This is a genomic window from Streptomyces sp. NPDC054834, from assembly GCF_053611185.1.
Genome location: NZ_JBSGZV010000010.1, coordinates 1 through 17,832 on the forward strand (window position 1 = coordinate 1; position 17,832 = coordinate 17,832).

A 17,832-nucleotide genomic window follows, 5' to 3' on the forward strand; every position below is an offset into this window, starting at 1 on the left:
TCACTCGATCGAGTGATCCGCCTTCGACTTCTGTGGAGCTAAGGAGAATTGAACTCCTGACCTCCTGCATGCCATGCAGGCGCTCTACCAACTGAGCTATAGCCCCTTGTTTTGTTCCGCCTGGTTTCCCTGGCGGCGACGCCAACATTACACGGTCGTAGGGGTGCAGCACCAAATCGTTTCCGTTCTGGACTGATACGGGGGCTAATGTCCGTCTTCGTGACCGTGCTCGCGCCCTCCGGAACCCACCGCCGTGTCCCGACCGCCCTGGGGGCGTGCCTGTTGTCCTTCACGGCGTTCTGCATCGCGCAGCGGGCCGCGCACGTGTCGATGATCGACCTGATGGTGTACCGCTCGGAGGGGGCGGCCGTCCGCGCGGGCGGCGACCTGTACGGGCTGCGGATGACCGCCGCGCATCTGCCCACCACCTACCCGCCGTTCGCGGCCCTGCTCTTCACGCCGCTGACGTTCCTGGACACCGGGCTCCTGCGCACGCTGGCGACGGCCGGGAACCTCGCGCTGCTGGTGGTGTTCGTACGGCTGTCGCTGCGACTCGTGGGCCACGCGCGCGTGGAGGCGGCCTGGTGGGTCGCGGCGGGGGCCGTGTGGTGCGAGCCGGTGTGGACGACGCTGCGCTACGGGCAGGTCAATCTGCTGCTCGCCGTTCTGGTGCTGTGGGACCTGTCACGCCGCCCCGGGACCCGCTGGGCGGGGGTGGGTGTGGGGCTGGCCACTGCGGTGAAGCTGACGCCCGCGCTGTTCGCGGTGTTCCTGCTGGCCGCCGGTGTCGTGGCACGGCTCAGGGGCGGCCGCGGAGGGCCCTGGCTGCGGCACGCGCGCGGGACGGCCGCGGTGTTCGCCGGCGCCACGCTGCTGGCGGCGGCCGTCCTGCCGGGCGACTCGTGGCGGTTCTGGACCCGCATGGTGTTCCGCACGAGCCGGGTGGGCCACGCCGAGGAGACGGCGAACCAGGCTCTGCGCGGCGTTCTGGCGCGGCTTCTGCACACGTCGGCCCCGGGAGCCGTCTGGGTCGCCGCGGCGGCCCTGGTGGCCCTGCTGGGGCTGGCGGCGGCGGTCTCGGCGGAACTGAGCGGCCGGCGCGCGTGGGCGGTGGCCGCGTGCGCGGTGACCGCGCTGCTGATCAGCCCCGTGTCATGGTCGCACCACTGGGTGTGGTGTGTGCCACTCGGACTGCTGCTGTGGACGCACGGACACCGCGCGGGCGCGGCGGCCGTCGCGCTGGTCTTCTGCTCGTACGCGCTGTGGTGGGTGCCGCACGGGCCGGAGCGGCCCGAACTGCACCAGGGGTGTCCGGAGTTCACGCTGTCGGCCCTCTACGCGGGGGCCGGTCTGGTCTTCCTGGTGCTCGCCGGACATCGTTGCCGGGGCCCGGCGGGAGTCAGGCCGTGACGAACGAGTAGAACCGCTTGAGAGTGCAGTGCTCCTCGAGGAGCCGACCGTAGATCGGCTCGCCCTCGAGTTCACGGTACGTCTCGATCGGGTCGCCTTTTATGATCAGCGCCCGCGCGCACTCCTCGCACCAGTACTGGTAGTCGGGATTGAGCGGCTCCATGTCACGGACGATGGGGGTACCGCTCCCGCACCAGTCGCACTTCCGCCTGTGTGCACCCATCGATCAGCTCCAGCTGTGGCCGCAGGCCGTGCACACGTAGGAAACCCCGCCGTTGTCGCCGAGGACTTGGGCCACATGTCCGGAACCGCAGGAAGGGCAGCTGAGCCGGGTGGCCGTGTCCCGTATCACCGCCGCTTCGAGGAGGTGGTCGACCTCCTCGAGGATGCTCGCAGGCATCGCTACTCCCTCCCGTCGGGCCGCGCCCCCTTCCGGCCGTTTGATTCTGCCACGGCCGGACCAATACGGTCAGCGACGCCTCAGTACCAGTCCGGACACAGCACCCACCACGGCCGTGCCGGCCAGTGCCCACGCGCACACTGAAAGCGCCTCCGCAGAGGTATACGCCTGCGGGACCCCAAGTGACTCAAGACGGTTCAGGAACACTGTGCCGAACGCCGCGACACCGATCAGCTGGCCGAGCTGCGCGACCGTCGCCAGCAGTCCGCTGGCGTCCGCCGCGTCCTCGGGCCGCACGGCGGCCAGCGCCCTCGTCAGTGTCGGGCTGAAACCCAGCGCGAGCCCCACACCGACGCCGGCGTACGCGATGTAGAGCAGGGGCCCGCCGTCACCGCCGCCGTGGAACGCCAGTCCGACGCCGGCCACGGACAGCGCGAGGAGCGAGAATCCGGCCGGGATCAGCAAGCGCTGCCAGAAGGCGGGCCACTTCCGCCAGGTCAGCCCGACCAGGCCGAAGACGACCGCGGTCGGCGCGAAGGTGAGGCCCGCCCGCAGCGCGCTGTAGCCGAGGCCGCCCTGGACGTGCAGGGTGACCGCGAACAGGAAACCGCCGTTGACGGACATGACGGCCAGGATACGGAAGACGGACAGCCCCATGCCCGGGTGGCGCAGCACCCGGGGCGCGATCAGCGGGGCGCCGCCGCGCCGGGCGAGCCCGGTCTCGTACCGGCAGAACAGCCCGAACAGCACCGCGGCCGCGGCCAGCGACAGCCAGGACCACAGCGGCCAGTCCTCCTCCTGCCCGAGCACCAGCGGTACCGTCAGCAGCGAGACGGCCCCGCCGAGCAGCACCAGACCGGGGAGGTCGAACCCGCGCGCCGCCTCCCGGCCGGTACCGCCCCGCGGCAGGACGCGCCTGCCCACGGCCAGGAGGACGACGCCCACGGGGACGTTGACGAGGAACACCGGCCGCCAGCCGGTGCCGAAGAGATCGGCGCTCACCAGCACTCCGCCGACGATCTGCCCGGCCGCCGCGCCGACGGCGATAACCGCCGAGTACGCGCCGAGGGCCCGCACCCTGGCCTCGCCGGTGAAGGTGCGCTGGATCAGGCTCAGCACCTGCGGGATCATCACCGCCGAGCCCGCGCCCTGGACCAGCCGGAAGACGATCAGCTCGGTGGCACCCCGCGCCAGGCCGCAGGCGAGCGACGCGGCGGTGAAGAGGGCGAGCCCCGCGAGGTGGACCCGGCCGTGCCCCAGCCGGTCGCCGAGGCGCGCGCCGGTGATGAGGAGCACCGAGTACGTGATGGCGTACCCGGCGATCACCAGTTGGAGGTCGGCGCCCGAGGCGTGGAGTTCGGAGCCGATGGTGGGCGCGGCGACGTTGACGATGAACACGTCGAGCAGGGCCATGAACTGGGCCGCGAGCACGACCGCGAGCAGCCGCCGGGGCCGGTTGTCAGTGCCGGGCGCTTTACTGGTCGCAGGATCTGGAAGCGGGCTCGCGGGCGCGCGGCCCGGTCCCGTCTGGGGTGTTGGCGTCATGCCGTCGAGCCTGCCGAGGCCGCGGTACGGGTGCCGAGTGCCCACCGATGCTGGTACCGACAGCACCTGGCAGCGGACAAGTCGGGCATCGACGATGGGGGACGTGACGATGACGGGGACGACACAGCGCCGCCGGCCCGAGCTGGCCGCCTTTCTGCGCAGCCGACGCGCCCGGGTGACTCCGGCCGACGTGGGGATGCCGCCCGGCCTGCGCCGCCGTACACCGGGCCTGCGCCGCGAGGAGGTCGCCCAGCTCTCGGGCGTGGGCGTCACCTGGTACACCTGGCTGGAGCAGGGCCGGCCGATCAACGCCTCCCCGCAGGTGCTGGACGCGGTGGCCAGGACGTTACGGCTGGACCAGCCGGAGCGGGAGCATCTGTACCGGCTGGCGGAGGTGCCCTTCGATCCGAGCCCGGAGCAGCCGGTGCAGGCGGTCGGGCCGGAGGTCCAGGCCCTCATCGACGCCCTCGATCCGCTTCCGGCGGCGGTCTACAACTCGCGGTACGACATCCTCGCCACCAACCCGGCCTACCGTGACCTCTTCGTCGTGCCGGACACGCTCAGGCTCGCCGTGCCGAACGTGCTGTGGACGCTGTTCGTCCTGCCCGAGGAGGCCTGCCCCGTGGTCCAGCGCGAGCGTGAGCTGCCGATGATGGTGGCGACGCTGCGTTCCTCGTACGGCAGACACGTGGGGGAACCGGCGTGGGAGGACTTCATACGCACGCTGTCGGCGGCCAGTCCGCGCTTCGCCGAGCTGTGGGCGAACGGCGAGGTGATACAGCCGGGGCCGCGGGTGAAGACGTTCCGTCACGAGGCGGTGGGCGAGCTGAGGATGACGTCGCTGTCGCTGTCGATCGACGGAATGCCGGAGTGCCGGATCGTGACGTACACCCCGGAGAGCGAGGAGGCGCGGACGAAGGTCGCTCTGCTCAGGGAGCGCAGGGAACGGCTGTGGCCGTCTTCGGACGAGGCGGCCGCGCAGGTCGTCCGTATGTGGAGCACAGAAAATCCCGCCCCTTGAAGGGACGGGATCTTCGAACTGTGGAGCTAAGGAGAATTGAACTCCTGACCTCCTGCATGCCATGCAGGCGCTCTACCAACTGAGCTATAGCCCCTTGTTCTCGCTCCGCTCGGCGGGGCGAACAAGAAGAACTCTAGCTTGTGACCTGCCAGAAAGTGAAATCCGCGCTCGGTCGTCGCTCAGTCGTCGCTCAGTCGTCGTCACCGAGGACGGGTTCCGGAAGGGTGCCCGCGTTGTGCTCCAGCAGCCGCCAGCCGCGCAGGCCCTCGCCGAGGACGGACCAGCAGCAGTTGGAGAGGCCGCCCAGCCCCTCCCAGTGGTGCGCCTCCAGACCGAGGAGGCGGCCTATGGTGGTGCGGATGGTGCCGCCGTGGCTGACCACCACGAGGGTGCCTTCCTCGGGCAGTTTCTCGGCGTGCCGCAGCACGACGGGTGCGGCACGGTCGGCGACCTCGGTCTCCAGCTCGCCGCCGCCGCGGCGGACCGGTTCGCCGCGCTTCCACGCCGCGTACTCCTCGCCGTGCCGGGCGATGATCTCCTCGTGCGTGAGTCCCTGCCACACGCCCGCGTAGGTCTCGCGCAGGGCCTCGTCGCGGGTGATCTCCAGGCCGGTGAGGGCGGCGAGCTCGGCGGCGGTGAGCGCGGCCCGCTGAAGGTCCGAGGAGACGATCGCGTCGGGTCTCAGGGAGGCGAGCAGCCGCGCCGCGCGCCGGGCCTGGCCGACGCCGGCCTCGGTCAGCTCCACGTCCGTGGTGCCCTGGAAGCGGCGCTCCACGTTCCAGGCGGTCTGGCCGTGCCGCCACAGGATGATGCGCCGACCGCGGCCCTTGCCGCGGTCGGTCACCTCACCGGTGGCGCTCATCGCCACTCCCCGCCCAGCTCGTCGGCGTCCTCGGCGGCCTGGAGCCTGGCGTGCTCCTCGGCCTTGCCTCGGGTGGCCTTGGCGTCGGCGGGCAGCTCGATCTCGGGGCAGTCCTTCCACAGCCGCTCCAGCGCGTAGAAGACGCGCTCCTCGCTGTGCTGAACGTGGACGACGATGTCGACGTAGTCGAGCAGGATCCAGCGGGCCTCGCGGTCGCCCTCACGGCGCACCGGCTTGGCGCCGAGTTCCTTCTGGAGCCGCTCCTCGATCTCGTCGACGATCGACTTGACCTGGCGGTCGTTGGGGGCGGAGGCCAGCAGGAAGGCGTCCGTGATCGAGAGCACGTCGCTGACGTCGTAGGCGATGACGTCGTGGGCGAGCTTGTCGGCGGCCGCCTGGGCGGCGGCGTTGATGAGCTCGAGAGAACGGTCGGTGGCGGTCACTACTTGGCTTTCCGTCGGCGGTCACTTGGCATCAAGGGTCTCATGAGCCGCCGGGGCATCCCCACGTGATTACGGGCTCACGTGGGGCTCGGCCTCCTGTTCGCGGTGCGCGCGGCGTCCTAGGAGGACGCCGGCTTGTAGTTCTGGCCGAGGATCACCGAGACGTCGGCGTTGGAGCTGACCGTGCCCTTCTTCACCGAGCCGGAGGGCAGGCCCAGGGTCTTGGCGACCTCGGTGGCGTTCTCCTTGTCGGCGGCGTCGGCGTAGATCACCTGGGAGGTGGCCCGGGGGGCGGACGCCGTGCCGGCCTCCAGGAAGGTGAAGCCGCCGTTGACGATCACCACGCGTGCCTTCTCGGTGTAGTCCTTGACACCGGTGGCGTTCTGGACGGAGACCCGGACGGCCGAGCCGGCCTCGGGGCTCTTGGCGGTGCCGCCGAGGATGTCCTTCACCACGCTGTCGCTGGTCTGCGCGCTCAGCGTGCCGTCGGACTGGACGGGCAGCAGCGTCGTCTTGTAGTCGCCGCCCTTGGCGAGGTCGGCGAGCTTGGCGAGGAAGACGCCCAGGTCCTTGTCGGTCAGCGAGGGGTCCAGGATCTGCGCCAGTGTCTGCACGGTGGTCGTCGCCGCGGTCGGGTCGGAGGACATCTTGCGCAGCACGCCCTGCATGACCTGGCCGAACCGCTCGAGCTGGGCGTTCTGGGACTCGCCGGAGGCGCGGTAGGTGGCGTAGGCGACGGCCATCTTGCCGCTGAGGGTCTGGCCCTGGCCCTTGTGGACGAGGGGCGCGCTGCCCTTCTTCTTGGCGGCCGGGTCGGGCACGTCCGCGTTGGTGTCGATGTCGATGTTGCCGACGAGCTCGACGAGGTTCTGAAGGTAGGGGGTGTCGAGGCGCCAGGTGCCCTCGATGTTCGTGCCGAGGACGGTGTCGAGCTGCTCGAGGGTGCCGGAGGAGCCGTCGTCGCCGACCGACTTGGCGAGGGTCGTGGCGGTGCCGTCGTCCCCGCTCATGGCGAGCGAGTTGGGCAGCAGCACGGTGGTGCCCCGCTTGGTGGTGGTGTTGTCGACGAGCAGCGCCGTGGAGGTGCCGCCCTTGGCGGTGTTGTGCAGGTGGACGACTATCACGTCGCGCTTCTGGGCGCCCGCGGCCGTGGTGGTGCCCGACTTCGAGCCGGAGGAGGACAGGCCGGGCAGTTTCCCGGCGTACCAGAGGTAGCCGACACCGCCGACCGCGACCAGCGCGAGGACGACGACGAGGGCGATGACCCGGCTGCGGGCGCGGCGGCGGGCCTCCTCGCGGCGCTCGGTGCGGTTCTCCGTGAACTTCAGCCAGTCGATGACGTCCTCGGAGTCGCCGTCCGGTTCCTCGACGAAGGCGAACTGCTCCGTGTGGTAATCCCGTTCGCCGGTGGCGGGGGCGTCCGTCTCCTCGGCCTCGGAGGGCCCGGTCTGGTGCGGGATGTAGGCGGTCTGCTCGGCGACCCGGGACTGCCGGCCGCCGGCCGCCGCCTGCCCGTACGGGTCGTACCCCTGCTCGGGGCCGCCCGCGCCGTGCGTCGCGGTGCCGTACCGGCCGGTGGAGTCGTACGAGTCGTAGGAGTCGTAGGAGGCGGCCGGTGGCTGCTGACCGGTGTCATAGGGGTCGTACGACGGCCCGGACTGCTGCGGCATGGACTGCTGCGGGCCGGACTGCTGCGGCATGGACTGCTGCTGTCCGGTCGCGTACGGGTCGTAGCCGTAGTCCTGCTGTGAGTACTGGTCGTAGGCCTGGGGCGGCGTGTGCTGGGCGGGGACCTGTCGGTAGACAGGCTGCCCATACTCGTCGTAGCCGACCAGCTCGTACTGGTCCTGCCCGTACCCCGGGTCGTATCGGTCGTTCACCGGTGCCCCTCTCGGCTCACTCGCCGCGGTACAGCTCGCGCTTGTCGATGTAGCGCACGACTCCGTCCGGGACCATGTACCAGATGGGGTCGCCCTTGGCGACTCTCGCACGGCAGTCCGTCGAGGAGATGGCGAGCGCGGGAACCTCGACGAGCGTGACTCCGCCCTCCGGAAGTCCGTGGTCGGTCAGATGGTGGCCGGGGCGGGTGACCCCGATGAAGTGCGCGAGGGAGAACAGCTCCTCGCTGTCGCGCCAGGTCAGGAGCTGGGCGAGGGCGTCGGCGCCGGTGATGAAGAAGAGGTCGGCGTCGGGGTTGAGCGCACGCAGGTCGCGCAGGGTGTCGACGGTGTAGGTGGGGCCGCCGCGGTCGATGTCGATACGGCTCACCGAGAACTGGGGGTTCTCGGCGGTCGCGATGACCGTCATCAGGTAGCGGTCCTCGGCCGGGGAGACCTTGCTGTGGGACTTCTGCCACGGCTGGCCGGTGGGGACGAACACCACTCCGTCCAGCTGGAACTGCGCGGCGACCTCGCTGGCCGCCACGAGGTGCCCGTGGTGGATCGGGTCGAACGTTCCGCCCATCACGCCCAGGCGGCGCTTGCCCGTGTGCGCGGGGCCGTGGCCCGGCCGGTACTCGGGGGCCTTCACCGTGTCGTCGGACGTGTCGTTCGCCGGACCGGTAGGCATGTCCTGCTCTCCCATGCGTGCAGACCCTACCGGCCCGGCCTGAGGGCCCCGGCCGCCAGATCCCCGGCGATGCCTTGCCTGTTCAGCGGTCGCGGTTGAAGCGGGTGGTGATCCACAGCAGGAGCAGCAGGATGAGGAACGCGCCGCCGCCGGTGACGTAGGGGCTGAGGCTGTTGTGGTTTCCGCCGTGCTCCTCGCCCTCGGCGGCGAGGGTGACCAACTGGGCAGCGGTGCTGTGGAAGCTCATCTCGGCAGGACCTATCCGGTGTGGGCGGGATAAAGATGTCGGCTCATCGTATGCGGGTGGTCCGGAGCCGATCACGCCGACTCCGCCGATGGGGAAGCCGGGGGTGAGCGCCGGGGAACTTCGCGGGCCGCTCAGTCGTCCTTCCGTTTGTACCCGCGCAGCAGGAACCAGGCGGTCAGCGCGCAGCCCAGGACCATCACGACCAGTACGATCCGGAGCAGATTCCCCGAACCGTGCTGGGGGGCGGCGTTCGCGGCCTCGGTCAGCCAGGCGGCTGGGGGGATGTGCTCCATGACGGGACTCCTTCGGCTGTACTGCCCGTCCACGGTATCTCCGCCTAGGCTGGGGCCTGCCTCGGGGGCACATGGGGCACTTCAGACGCGCATGGGGGAAGACATGTCCGACGACGGCCACGCACACAACGGGCAGGCGAACGGGAGCGTGCCGAGCAGGCAGCGCAGGCGTTTCCCGGGGATCTCCTCCCGTGCGTACGAGCACCCGGCCGACCGCTCGGCCCTGGTGGCCCTGCGGAAGCTGAGCGGTTTCGACACGGTGTTCAAGGCGCTCAGCGCGCTGCTGCCGGAGCGGAGCCTCAGGCTGCTGTTCCTGTCCGACTCGGTGCGCGTCTCGGACCAGCAGTTCGCCCACCTCAACGACATGCTGCGGGACGCCTGCTACATCCTGGACCTGGAGAAGGTCCCGCCGATGTACGTCACCCAGGACCCGCAGCCGAACGCGATGTGCATCGGCCTGGACGAGCCGGTCATCGTCGTCAGCACGGGGCTCGTCGAGCTGCTCGACGAGGAGGAGATGCGGGCTGTCGTGGGCCACGAGGTGGGGCACGCGCTGTCCGGCCACGCGGTGTACCGCACGATCCTGCTGTTCCTGACCAACCTCGCCCTGAAGGTCGCCTGGATTCCGCTGGGCAATCTCGCGGTGCTGGCGATCGTGACGGCACTGCGCGAGTGGTTCCGCAAGTCGGAGCTCTCGGCCGACCGGGCCGGCCTCCTCGTGGGCCAGGACCTGCGGGCCTCGATGCGCGGCCTGATGAAGATAGCCGGCGGCAACCACCTGCACGAGATGAACGTGGACGCGTTCCTCCAGCAGGCCGAGGAGTACGAGGCCGGGGGCGACCTGCGCGACTCCGTGCTGAAGATCCTCAACGTGCTGCCCCGTTCCCACCCCTTCACCACGGTCCGGGCGGCCGAGCTGAAGAAGTGGGCCGAGTCGCGGGATTACCAGCGGATCATGGACGGGCACTACCCGCGGCGCAACGAGGACAAGGACACCTCGGTCAGCGACTCGTTCCGGGAGTCCGCGGCGAGCTACGCCGGCGACGTGAAGAGCTCCAAGGACCCGCTGATGAAGCTGGTCACCGATCTGGCCGGTGGAGCCGGGGGCCTCGGCGGCCGGGTGCGCCGCGGCTTCGACGGCTTCACGAGCCCGCCCCCGCCGAAGGACCAGTCGCCCACGGACCGTCCGCCGACGGACGCTCCGCCGCAGGACGAGGAGTAACGGGCCGCTCACACCTTCGGCTGGGCGCCGGCGGCCAGCGTCCCGCACAGGGCGGTCGCGCCGCCCGTCGCGTAGGGGTCCGTGCCCGCCGGGCCGCCCGCCTTGGCGGTCTGGCCGGCCAGCAGGGGATGCAGGTGGTTGGTGGCGTCCCCGGCGCAGGACAGGGGGCCCGCCTGGACGTAGGAGACGAGCAGCTGGACCTGGTGCGTGCGCAGGTCGTCGCGGTCGAAGCGGAAGGTCAGCTCGCGGCGGACGGTGAACAGGGACACCGGGGCCTTGGCTCCGGCGCCGGTCTGCCGTAGCGCGTAGACGAGGGTGTGGTCCGCGGTCACCTCGAGCGTGGCGGAGTCGGTCTCGGCGGCCTGAAGGCTGCCCTGGACGCGGACCTTACGGTCGGCCAGCTCGGCGCGGGTGGGGTCGAAGCGGACCAGCCATCCGGTCGGGGCGTGCCGGCCGTCGGCGGCGGGGTGTTCGAAACTCTGGTCGAACTGGTCGAGTTGCCCGGGGTCGATGAGGGCCCGGGCGGGCTGGACATCGCTGCTGTCGAGGACCTCGGGGTAGAGCGAGGAGCGGACGATGTAGTCCCTGGCCGCGGAGAGCGCGGCCACGACCTGGCTGTCCGAGAAATGCGCGGTGCTCCGGGAGGCCGGCAGCGGTATGCCCTCGGCGCCTACCGCGAACTGGGCGGCGGGGCTGTGCGCGTACAGGTACTCGGCTTCGGCCGACCCGGGCACCTTGCCCTGCGGGGCCAGCGGGATGACGGTCATCCGCAGGGGGTCGACGGTCCGCCGGGCCTGGGCGGAACCGTAGGGGTGGCGTACACCCATGTAGATGGCGGTGCCGAAGGCGACGGCTATCAGCAGGACGAGGATCAGCACCTGCCGGGACAGCCCGCGGTGCAGGGGCGGGCGGCGGCGGACGGCCGGAGCGTGGTCCGCCATGCGCTCCTGCGCGGAGTACTCCTGGAGGCGGGCAGCACGGACGAACGACTCGTCGAACACGACGGATCGGTACTCGTCCTCTCCACCACCGGGGCCGCCCTCGGGTGTCCCCTCAGGTGGGTCTCCAGGCCCGCCCATACTTTCAGAGTAGGTTCCGGGAGCCTCAGGTAAACGCCCTGCTGCACGACAACTTCTGACAGGTTCTCACCACGTGCGTCCCGGGCCACTCAGGGGGAGCGCGGGATCGCGGAGGCCGCGGGCTGAGCGGGCTGGGAGAATTCGGCGGACGCGGTGGGGGCCGCGGCGGTGCCCTGTTCGAGGCCGGTGGGGGCGTGTGACGGAACCTGGTCCCGGCTGCCCGAGGAGGCGCTTCGGTAGACCGCGGCGAAGGCCAGCGCGACCATGCCGACGCCCATCACGAGGGCGAGCAGCCAGGCGACGGGGCGGTGCCAGCGGACCTGTTTCCCGTAGGGCGCGGGTGCGCCGTACCGGTCGGCCAGGACGTCGGGGTCGTCGAAGTCGTCCAGGTCAGGATCATGGCCGAGATCGGTGCCGTCGGGGCTGTACCGCTCGCCTCTGGCGTGGGCTCGGCGGGCCTCCGCCTCGGACGCCTCGGCTCTCGCCTGGGCGGCGGCCAGGAGGCGTTCGACGGCGGTCGGCTCGTGCACCACGGCCGCCTGTACGAAGGCCTCGTCGAAGACCACGGAGGCGAACTCATCGTCCGGCACCCCGTGGTCGTGGTCGTCGTCGGGCTCCCAGCCGTCAGGGAACGGCGTGCCCCCCACGTCCTCCGGCACGGGTCCAGAGTAGTCCTGGGGGGTCATTTTGGGCAGACGGTATGGAAATTCATCCGCCTGGTGAGACGTCTGTCACGCGTCCCGCCGGACGGCCGGGGCGACCCGGCCGTCGGTCAGCGCCGTACGTGTCCGTCACCGGTGACGATGTACTTGGTGCTGGTCAGCTCGGGCAGGCCCATCGGGCCGCGCGCGTGCAGCTTCTGCGTGGAGATGCCGATCTCGGCGCCGAAGCCGAACTGGCCGCCGTCGGTGAAGCGGGTGGAGGCGTTCACCGCGACGGTGGTCGAGTCGACCAGTTGGGTGAAGCGGCGGGCGGCCTGCTGGGAGGTGGTGACGATGGCCTCGGTGTGGCCGGAGCTCCACAGCCGGATGTGCGCGACGGCCCTGTCGAGGGAGTCGACGACGGCGGCGGCGATGTCGTAGGAGAGGTACTCGGTGTCCCAGTCGTCCGGCGTGGCCTCCACCACGGTGGCCCGGGAGTCCTTGGCGTACGCCAGCACGCGTTCGTCGGCGTGCACGGTCACCCCGGCCTCGGCGAGGGCGTCCAGGGCGCGCGGCAGGAACTCGGGGGCGATGTCCTGGTGGACCAGGAGGGTCTCGGCGGCGTTGCAGACGCTGACCCGCTGGGCCTTGGAGTTGATCAGGATCTCGATCGCCATGTCGATGTCGGCCTCGGCGTCGACGTAGACGTGGCAGTTGCCGGTGCCGGTCTCGATGACGGGGACGGTGGACTCGGCGACGACGGTCTGGATCAGGGAGGCGCCGCCGCGCGGGATCAGCACGTCGACGAGCCCGCGGGCGCGCATCAGCTCGCGCACGCTCTCCCGACTCTCCCCCGGCACCAGCTGCACGGCGTCGGCGGGCAGCCCGGCGCCGCCGACGGCGTCCCGGATCACCCGGACGAGGGCGGTGTTCGACTCGTAGGCGGAGGCGGAGCCGCGCAGCAGTACGGCGTTGCCGGACTTCAGGCAGAGGGCGGCGGCGTCGACGGTGACGTTCGGCCGGGCCTCGTAGATGATGCCGACCACGCCGAGCGGGACGCGGACCTGGCGCAGGTCGATGCCGTTGGGCAGGGTGGAGCCGCGGACGACCTCGCCGACCGGGTCGGGCAGCTTCGCGACGTCGCGGACGTCGGCGGCGATGGTGCGGACCCGCTCGGGGGTGAGGGTCAGCCGGTCGACGATGGCCTCGCTGGTGCCGTTCTCCCGGGCCTTGGCCACGTCCTTGGCGTTGGCCTCGACGATCTCGCTCGTCCGGACCTCCAGGGCGTCCGCGATGGCGAGCAGCGCGTCGTCCTTCACGGCCCGCGGCAGCGGCGCGAGGTCGGCGGCGGCGGCCTTGGCACGGTAGGCGGCCTGGGTGACCGGGGACATCGAGTCGTACGGCGAGAGCGTGGTCATGAAGGAAGAGTAGTGCTCCCCGGAGCGCTGTTCACGGCCTGTTCCACACCCCGAGATGGGATCAAAAGGGGTGAACCCCCACGGGGGTCGCCGGCGGCGGTCCGTAGCCCTCGGCGACGCGCTGGTGGTAGGTCTCGCGGTCGATGACCTCCAGGCCGACGATCTCCCAGGGCGGCAGGCCGGCCGTCTGCCGGTGCTCGCCCCACAGGCGCAGGGCCACGGCGGCGGCGTCGTGCAGGTCGCGGGCCTCTTCCCAGTAGCGGATCTCCGCGTGGTCGTTCGCGTACCTGCTGGTCAGCAGGAAGGGGTGGTCGTGGGCCAGCTGCTCCAGGGCGCGCCTCAGGTCCCCCAGGGGGACTTCCTGCCCGGAGACGCTGAGGGTGACGTGCCACAGGCGGGGCAGGTCCCTCGGCTCCTCGTAGGCGTCACCGGCCGCGACGCTCGTCAGAGCACCGCGGGACGCCGCCGCACCGGGGCGCACTCGTCTCACGACGGCCTCCTTCACGCTGTGCCCGTGGTGGGGGCGTGCGCCTGAAACACGCCCCTCAGCAAAGTTGAGCAGGCCGCAAGGCTTCGCGTGGCGGTTTTACGGAACGTCCCCCACCGGGGTCGGTCGGTACGTCCCGTTTTACGAGTGCAGGACCACCAGGTCGTCCCTGTGTACGACCTCGCGTTCGTACTCCGGTCCGAGTTCCCGCGCCAGTTCCCGGGTCGAGCGCCCGATCAGCCGGGGGATCTCCTTGGCGTCGAAGTTGACCAGCCCGCGGGCCACCGCGCGTCCGGTGCCGTCGCGCAGCTCGACCGGGTCGCCGGCGTTGAACTCGCCGTCGACGGCGGCGATCCCGGCGGGCAGCAGCGACTTGCGGCGCTCCACGACGGCGCGTACGGCACCGTCGTCCAGGGTCAGGGACCCCTGCGGGGTGGAGGCGTGCTGGAGCCACAGCAGCCGGTCGGCGGAGCGCTTGCCGGTGGGGTGGAAGTAGGTGCCCGTGTCGCCGCCGCTCAGTGCCTCGGCCGCGTGGATCGCGCTGGTGAGGACGACGGGGATGCCCGCGGCGGCGGCGATCCGGGCGGCCTCCACCTTGGTGACCATGCCGCCGGTGCCGACGCCCGCCTTGCCGGCGCTGCCGATCTCGATGCCGTCGAGGTCGGCGGGTCCCCGTACCTCCGCTATCCGCGAGGTGCCGGGCCTGCCGGGGTCGCCGTCGTACACGCCGTCCACGTCGGACAGCAGGACCAGCAGGTCGGCGTGGACGAGGTGGGCGACGAGGGCGGCGAGCCGGTCGTTGTCGCCGAAGCGGATCTCGTCGGTGGCGACGGTGTCGTTCTCGTTGACGATCGGGAAGGCGCCCATGGCGAGCAGCTTGTCGAGGGTGCGGGACGCGTTGCGGTGGTGGGCGCGGCGGCTCATGTCGTCGGAGGTGAGCAGTACCTGGCCGACGCGGACGCCGTAGCGGGCGAAGGAGGCGGTGTAGCGGGCCACGAGCAGGCCCTGGCCGACGCTGGCGGCGGCCTGCTGGCGGGCGAGGTCCCTGGGGCGGCGGCGCAGGCCCAGCGGGGCGAGTCCGGCGGCGATGGCGCCGGAGGAGACCAGCACGATCTCCCGCTCTCCGCCGCCCTCCCGTCTCCCACCACCGCCCTCGACCGAGGCGCTTGGGGCCACCCCCGTCTTTCGGCTCTTGGCGAGGACGTCGACGAGCGCGTCGACCCGGTCGGCGTCCAGGCCGCCCGAGGCGGTGGTCAGCGACGAGGAGCCCACCTTGACGACGATCCTGCGGGCCTCGCCCACGGCCTGCCTTGCCCTTGTCACTTGCCCTGTGTCCCCTTGCGCGTAGATGCGGCTGCCCTGTCCGGCAATCTACGCGAAGGAGATCGGCCGCCGCCCGTCGATTCCAGCCCCCGGACAGGCGCTGCGTGATCATTCGGTCACGTCCCGCGTACGGCAAAAAGGTTGCACTGGTTGCTTATAGAAATTAAAGCCTGCACAAACTTAATTTGAATGTTGTGTCACCTACAGTTCGCCGCGTGAAGCGCATACTCCTCCGCTCGGGGAAGAGCCCCTACGACGTCGTCCCGCTGGAGGAAGCCCTCCACAGAGACGTCATAGCCACCAACTCCGGCAACCTGATCTTCAGCGACGCCGCCCACAAGATCCTGGAGACACCCGGCACCGAGGTGGTCTCCAACGGGATGCGCACCGACGTGGCCGCGGCGGCCCGGATCAACGAGGAGTACGACGCCTTCGTCGTCCCGCTCGCCAACGCCTTCCGGCCGTCCTTCGAGGCCGGGCTGAACCGCCTGACCCGGCTCATCAGCCGACTGCGGATCCCCGTGGTGGTGCTGGGCGTCGGCGCGCAGTCCGGGGTGAGCTACAACCCGGAGCGGCTGAAGCGCCTGGAGCCGGCCGTGCGTGAGTTCTGCGCGGCGGTGCTCGACCGCAGCGCGTCGATCGGGGTGCGGGGCGAGTTCACCGAGCAGTACCTGAAGGACATGGGCTTCAGGGACGTCGAGGTGATCGGCTGTCCGTCGCTGTTCATGTACGGACGCGAACTCGACGTCCGCAAGCGAACGCCGGAGCTGACGGCCGGGTCGCGGATCGCGATCAACGGCTCGCACAGCGCGGTGCGCAAGCAGGGCCTGGACCGGATCATCACCCGCACCCACGAGCGCTATCCGCACCTGCGCTTCGTCGGCCAGAACCTCAGCGACGCACGGCAGTTGCACTGGCGGGACCTGTCGGACCCGAACGCCGAGGTGACCGCGATACCGACGCACCCGGACCACCCGATGTACCGGGAGGACAAGGTCCGGGTCTACATCGACCCGGCCACCTGGATCGACGACCTGCGCGGCTTCGACTTCTCCTTCGGCTCCCGGATCCACGGCAACATCGCGGCCCTGCTCGCCGGTACGCCCGCCACCGTGCTGTGCGGCGACTCGCGGACGCTGGAGCTGTGCCGTTACTTCGGCATCCCGCACCAGCTGCTCGACAAGATCGCGAAGACCCCCGAGGCCGCCGACCCCGCGCGGCTGTACGAGCAGGCCGACTTCGGCGCGCTGGTCGGCGGGCACGCGGAGCGCTTCGAGCGGTTCACCTCGTTCCTGGACAAGAACGGGCTGGAGAACACCTTCACCCACGGCGACGGCGGCGCGGCCTACGAGGAGCGGATGCGGTCGCTGTCGTTCCCGCCGGGCGTCCGCCCGTGGAACGACACGGACATCTCCTCGCTGACCACGCGGTTCGGCTGGCTCCAGAGCCGGATCACCGAACTCTCCCTGGACAACGCGCAGCTGCGGAAGGAGCTGGCGAGGGCGGGGGCGAAGGCCAAGACCAAGGCCGCCGCCGGCGGCACCGCCAAGGTGACTCCGGCCGCCCCCGCCACCAGCGTCTACCGCCGCGCCCGGCGCGTGGTGGGCCGCCCCATCAAGCGGGCCCTCCAGGCCGGGCGCCAGTAGCTCCCAGGCCGGATCAGGCCGCCGCCGTGAAGCCCCCCGTGGGCAGCGAGCGCCGCACCTTGCGCAGGGCACGGCGCAGGAAGGAGTTGGCGGCGGCCTGCCGGTATCCCTCGAAGGCCCGGGCCTCCCGGTCCTCGGCGAGGTACACCCAGTCGGGTATGCCGGCCTTCTTGGAGCGGAAGTGCGGGTAGACCAGATAGACCTCGGTGCCCCGCTTCTCCAGGACCGCGGCGGCCTGCTTCTTCGCCTTGACGAACTCCACGACGTCCTTGAGGAGTTCGGGCTGCTGCATGGCCACCAGCTGGAGCCGCAGCCGCTCGTGGACCTTCAGGCGCCGGGCGGTCCCGGGGGTCCAGTGGGCGTCCATCAGCGGCTTGGCCAGCTCGAGCTTGTGCCGCCGCACCTCGTCGCTGTCCTTGAGGTACTTGGGCCCGAACTGCGGCAGCAGGGTGACCAGGAAGGGCCGGACCATCAGCATGTCGCGCTTGGCGCCCGCCGGGACCATCCGCGCGATCAGGCCCATCAGGGCGCGCGCGGAGTCGAAGCGCAGGGTGTAGCCGCCGGACTTGGTGACGTGCTTGCCGTCGTCGCGGCCGACCAGGTAGTAGCAGGTGTAGTCGGCGACGACCGAGACGCCGTCGGCCCGCAGATAGGCCTCCATCGTGAACAGCGCGTCCTCGCCGGTCCACAGGGACTCGTCGAAGCGCATGCCGTGCCGCTCGAGCAGCTCGCGGCGGAACAGCTTCTGCGCGCTGAGCGTGAACTTTATGTTGGACGAGAACACGTCGGTGCGGTCGAGGTTCTTGCCCCACATCGACTTCGGCGCCGTGCGGTTGACCCCCTCGACCCGGCCCAGCACCACGTCGGTGCCGTTCCTGTCAGCCGCGGCGACCATGCGCTCCAGGGCCTCGGGGCCGAGCCGGTCGTCGGCGTCCAGGAAGAACACGTACCGCCCCGACGCCTTGCCCAGACCGACGTTGCGCGGGCCGCTGGGGCCGCCGGAGTTCTCCTGCCGGATCACGGTGACCGACATGGCGGCGCGGGCCGCGAACTCCTCCAGGTACTCCCCCGTCCCGTCCGTCGAGCCGTCGTCCACCGCGATGACCTCGATGCGCGTCGGGTCGACGGTCTGCGCCTCCACGGACGCCAGGCACTCGACCAGGTACGGCATCGCCTCGTACGCCCCGATGATCACAGTCACATCAGGCTGCGTCACGACGGTCACAT

At 70.9% G+C, this 17,832-nt stretch carries 19 protein-coding genes and 2 tRNA genes; 4 read left to right on the forward strand and 17 right to left on the reverse strand.

Annotated features, from left to right (window positions below; genetic code table 11):
• Positions 1-33: 33 nt before the first annotated feature.
• Positions 34-106: transfer RNA gene (locus ACWGJM_RS15810), tRNA-Ala, on the reverse strand.
• A gap of 101 nt (positions 107-207) precedes the next feature.
• Between ACWGJM_RS15810 and ACWGJM_RS15815 the strand changes: the two genes are divergently transcribed.
• A complete protein-coding gene (locus tag ACWGJM_RS15815) occupies positions 208-1,410 on the forward strand; it encodes a glycosyltransferase 87 family protein (protein ID WP_453412255.1) in 1,203 nt (400 codons plus the stop codon).
• Here the strand turns inward: ACWGJM_RS15815 and ACWGJM_RS15820 are convergent.
• The 3 genes from ACWGJM_RS15820 to ACWGJM_RS15830 form a co-directional block, all read right to left on the reverse strand.
• Positions 1,400-1,633 carry a hypothetical protein gene (locus tag ACWGJM_RS15820; protein ID WP_019523121.1) on the reverse strand — a complete coding sequence of 78 codons (234 nt, stop codon included), beginning with the start codon at positions 1,631-1,633 and terminating at the stop codon, positions 1,400-1,402. The genes ACWGJM_RS15815 and ACWGJM_RS15820 overlap by 11 nt on opposite strands.
• Before the next feature lie 3 nt (positions 1,634-1,636).
• Entirely contained in the window at positions 1,637-1,810 is a 174-nt protein-coding gene (locus ACWGJM_RS15825) for a hypothetical protein (protein WP_361451088.1), read from the reverse strand.
• 69 nt (positions 1,811-1,879) lie between these two features.
• Positions 1,880-3,355 carry an MFS transporter gene (locus tag ACWGJM_RS15830; RefSeq protein ID WP_453412256.1) on the reverse strand — a complete coding sequence of 492 codons (1,476 nt, stop codon included), beginning with the start codon at positions 3,353-3,355 and terminating at the stop codon, positions 1,880-1,882.
• 109 nt (positions 3,356-3,464) lie between these two features.
• Here ACWGJM_RS15830 and ACWGJM_RS15835 point away from each other — a divergent pair, with 109 nt between their 5' ends.
• Positions 3,465-4,376 (forward strand): helix-turn-helix transcriptional regulator, encoded by a 912-nt coding sequence (locus ACWGJM_RS15835; RefSeq protein WP_453412257.1) that lies wholly within the window; start codon positions 3,465-3,467, stop codon positions 4,374-4,376.
• Between the two features lie 21 nt (positions 4,377-4,397).
• Here the strand turns inward: ACWGJM_RS15835 and ACWGJM_RS15840 are convergent.
• From ACWGJM_RS15840 to ACWGJM_RS15870, 7 genes are all read right to left on the reverse strand, one after another.
• A tRNA-Ala gene (locus ACWGJM_RS15840) sits at positions 4,398-4,470 on the reverse strand.
• Positions 4,471-4,566: 96 nt separating this feature from the next.
• Positions 4,567-5,238, reverse strand: a complete 672-nt coding sequence (locus tag ACWGJM_RS15845; RefSeq protein ID WP_453412258.1) for a histidine phosphatase family protein — start codon at positions 5,236-5,238, stop codon at positions 4,567-4,569.
• Complete coding sequence (gene rsfS / locus ACWGJM_RS15850) at positions 5,235-5,681, reverse strand: ribosome silencing factor (RefSeq protein WP_453412259.1); 447 nt, start codon at positions 5,679-5,681, stop codon at positions 5,235-5,237. Before rsfS ends, ACWGJM_RS15845 begins: the two co-directional genes overlap by 4 nt.
• Before the next feature lie 119 nt (positions 5,682-5,800).
• The gene (locus ACWGJM_RS15855) at positions 5,801-7,561 is read right to left on the reverse strand and encodes a LytR C-terminal domain-containing protein (protein ID WP_453412260.1); all 1,761 of its coding nucleotides are present in this window, start codon (positions 7,559-7,561) and stop codon (positions 5,801-5,803) included.
• 16 nt (positions 7,562-7,577) lie between these two features.
• Positions 7,578-8,264, reverse strand: a complete 687-nt coding sequence (nadD, locus tag ACWGJM_RS15860) for a nicotinate-nucleotide adenylyltransferase (protein ID WP_453412261.1) — start codon at positions 8,262-8,264, stop codon at positions 7,578-7,580.
• 67 nt (positions 8,265-8,331) lie between these two features.
• Positions 8,332-8,496 carry a hypothetical protein gene (locus ACWGJM_RS15865; RefSeq protein WP_453412262.1) on the reverse strand — a complete coding sequence of 55 codons (165 nt, stop codon included), beginning with the start codon at positions 8,494-8,496 and terminating at the stop codon, positions 8,332-8,334.
• 131 nt (positions 8,497-8,627) lie between these two features.
• Entirely contained in the window at positions 8,628-8,789 is a 162-nt protein-coding gene (locus ACWGJM_RS15870; protein ID WP_453412263.1) for a hypothetical protein, read from the reverse strand.
• Positions 8,790-8,892: 103 nt separating this feature from the next.
• On the opposite strand from ACWGJM_RS15870, the gene ACWGJM_RS15875 reads away from it, so the two are divergent.
• Entirely contained in the window at positions 8,893-10,011 is a 1,119-nt protein-coding gene (locus ACWGJM_RS15875; protein ID WP_453412264.1) for a M48 family metallopeptidase, read from the forward strand.
• An 8-nt stretch (positions 10,012-10,019) separates the two neighbouring features.
• Here the strand turns inward: ACWGJM_RS15875 and ACWGJM_RS15880 are convergent, their stop codons facing one another.
• The 5 genes from ACWGJM_RS15880 to proB form a co-directional block, all read right to left on the reverse strand.
• Positions 10,020-11,090, reverse strand: coding sequence for an SCO2583 family membrane protein (locus ACWGJM_RS15880; RefSeq protein WP_453412265.1), 1,071 nt, complete (start codon positions 11,088-11,090; stop codon positions 10,020-10,022).
• Positions 11,091-11,179: 89 nt separating this feature from the next.
• On the reverse strand, positions 11,180-11,749 hold the full coding sequence (locus tag ACWGJM_RS15885) for an SCO2584 family spore wall biosynthesis protein (protein WP_453412266.1): 570 nt from the start codon (positions 11,747-11,749) through the stop codon (positions 11,180-11,182).
• Between the two features lie 113 nt (positions 11,750-11,862).
• A complete protein-coding gene (locus tag ACWGJM_RS15890) occupies positions 11,863-13,149 on the reverse strand; it encodes a glutamate-5-semialdehyde dehydrogenase (RefSeq protein ID WP_453412267.1) in 1,287 nt (428 codons plus the stop codon).
• A 61-nt stretch (positions 13,150-13,210) separates the two neighbouring features.
• Positions 13,211-13,639, reverse strand: coding sequence for a hypothetical protein (locus ACWGJM_RS15895; RefSeq protein WP_390736016.1), 429 nt, complete (start codon positions 13,637-13,639; stop codon positions 13,211-13,213).
• 138 nt (positions 13,640-13,777) lie between these two features.
• Positions 13,778-14,938 carry a glutamate 5-kinase gene (gene proB, locus ACWGJM_RS15900; RefSeq protein ID WP_453412453.1) on the reverse strand — a complete coding sequence of 387 codons (1,161 nt, stop codon included), beginning with the start codon at positions 14,936-14,938 and terminating at the stop codon, positions 13,778-13,780.
• Between the two features lie 236 nt (positions 14,939-15,174).
• Between proB and ACWGJM_RS15905 the strand changes: the two genes are divergently transcribed.
• On the forward strand, positions 15,175-16,605 hold the full coding sequence (locus ACWGJM_RS15905; RefSeq protein WP_453412268.1) for a polysaccharide pyruvyl transferase family protein: 1,431 nt from the start codon (positions 15,175-15,177) through the stop codon (positions 16,603-16,605).
• 13 nt (positions 16,606-16,618) lie between these two features.
• Here ACWGJM_RS15905 and ACWGJM_RS15910 read toward each other — a convergent pair whose 3' ends face one another.
• A complete protein-coding gene (locus ACWGJM_RS15910) occupies positions 16,619-17,821 on the reverse strand; it encodes a glycosyltransferase family 2 protein (protein WP_453412269.1) in 1,203 nt (400 codons plus the stop codon).
• Between the last annotated feature and the right edge of the window lie 11 nt (positions 17,822-17,832).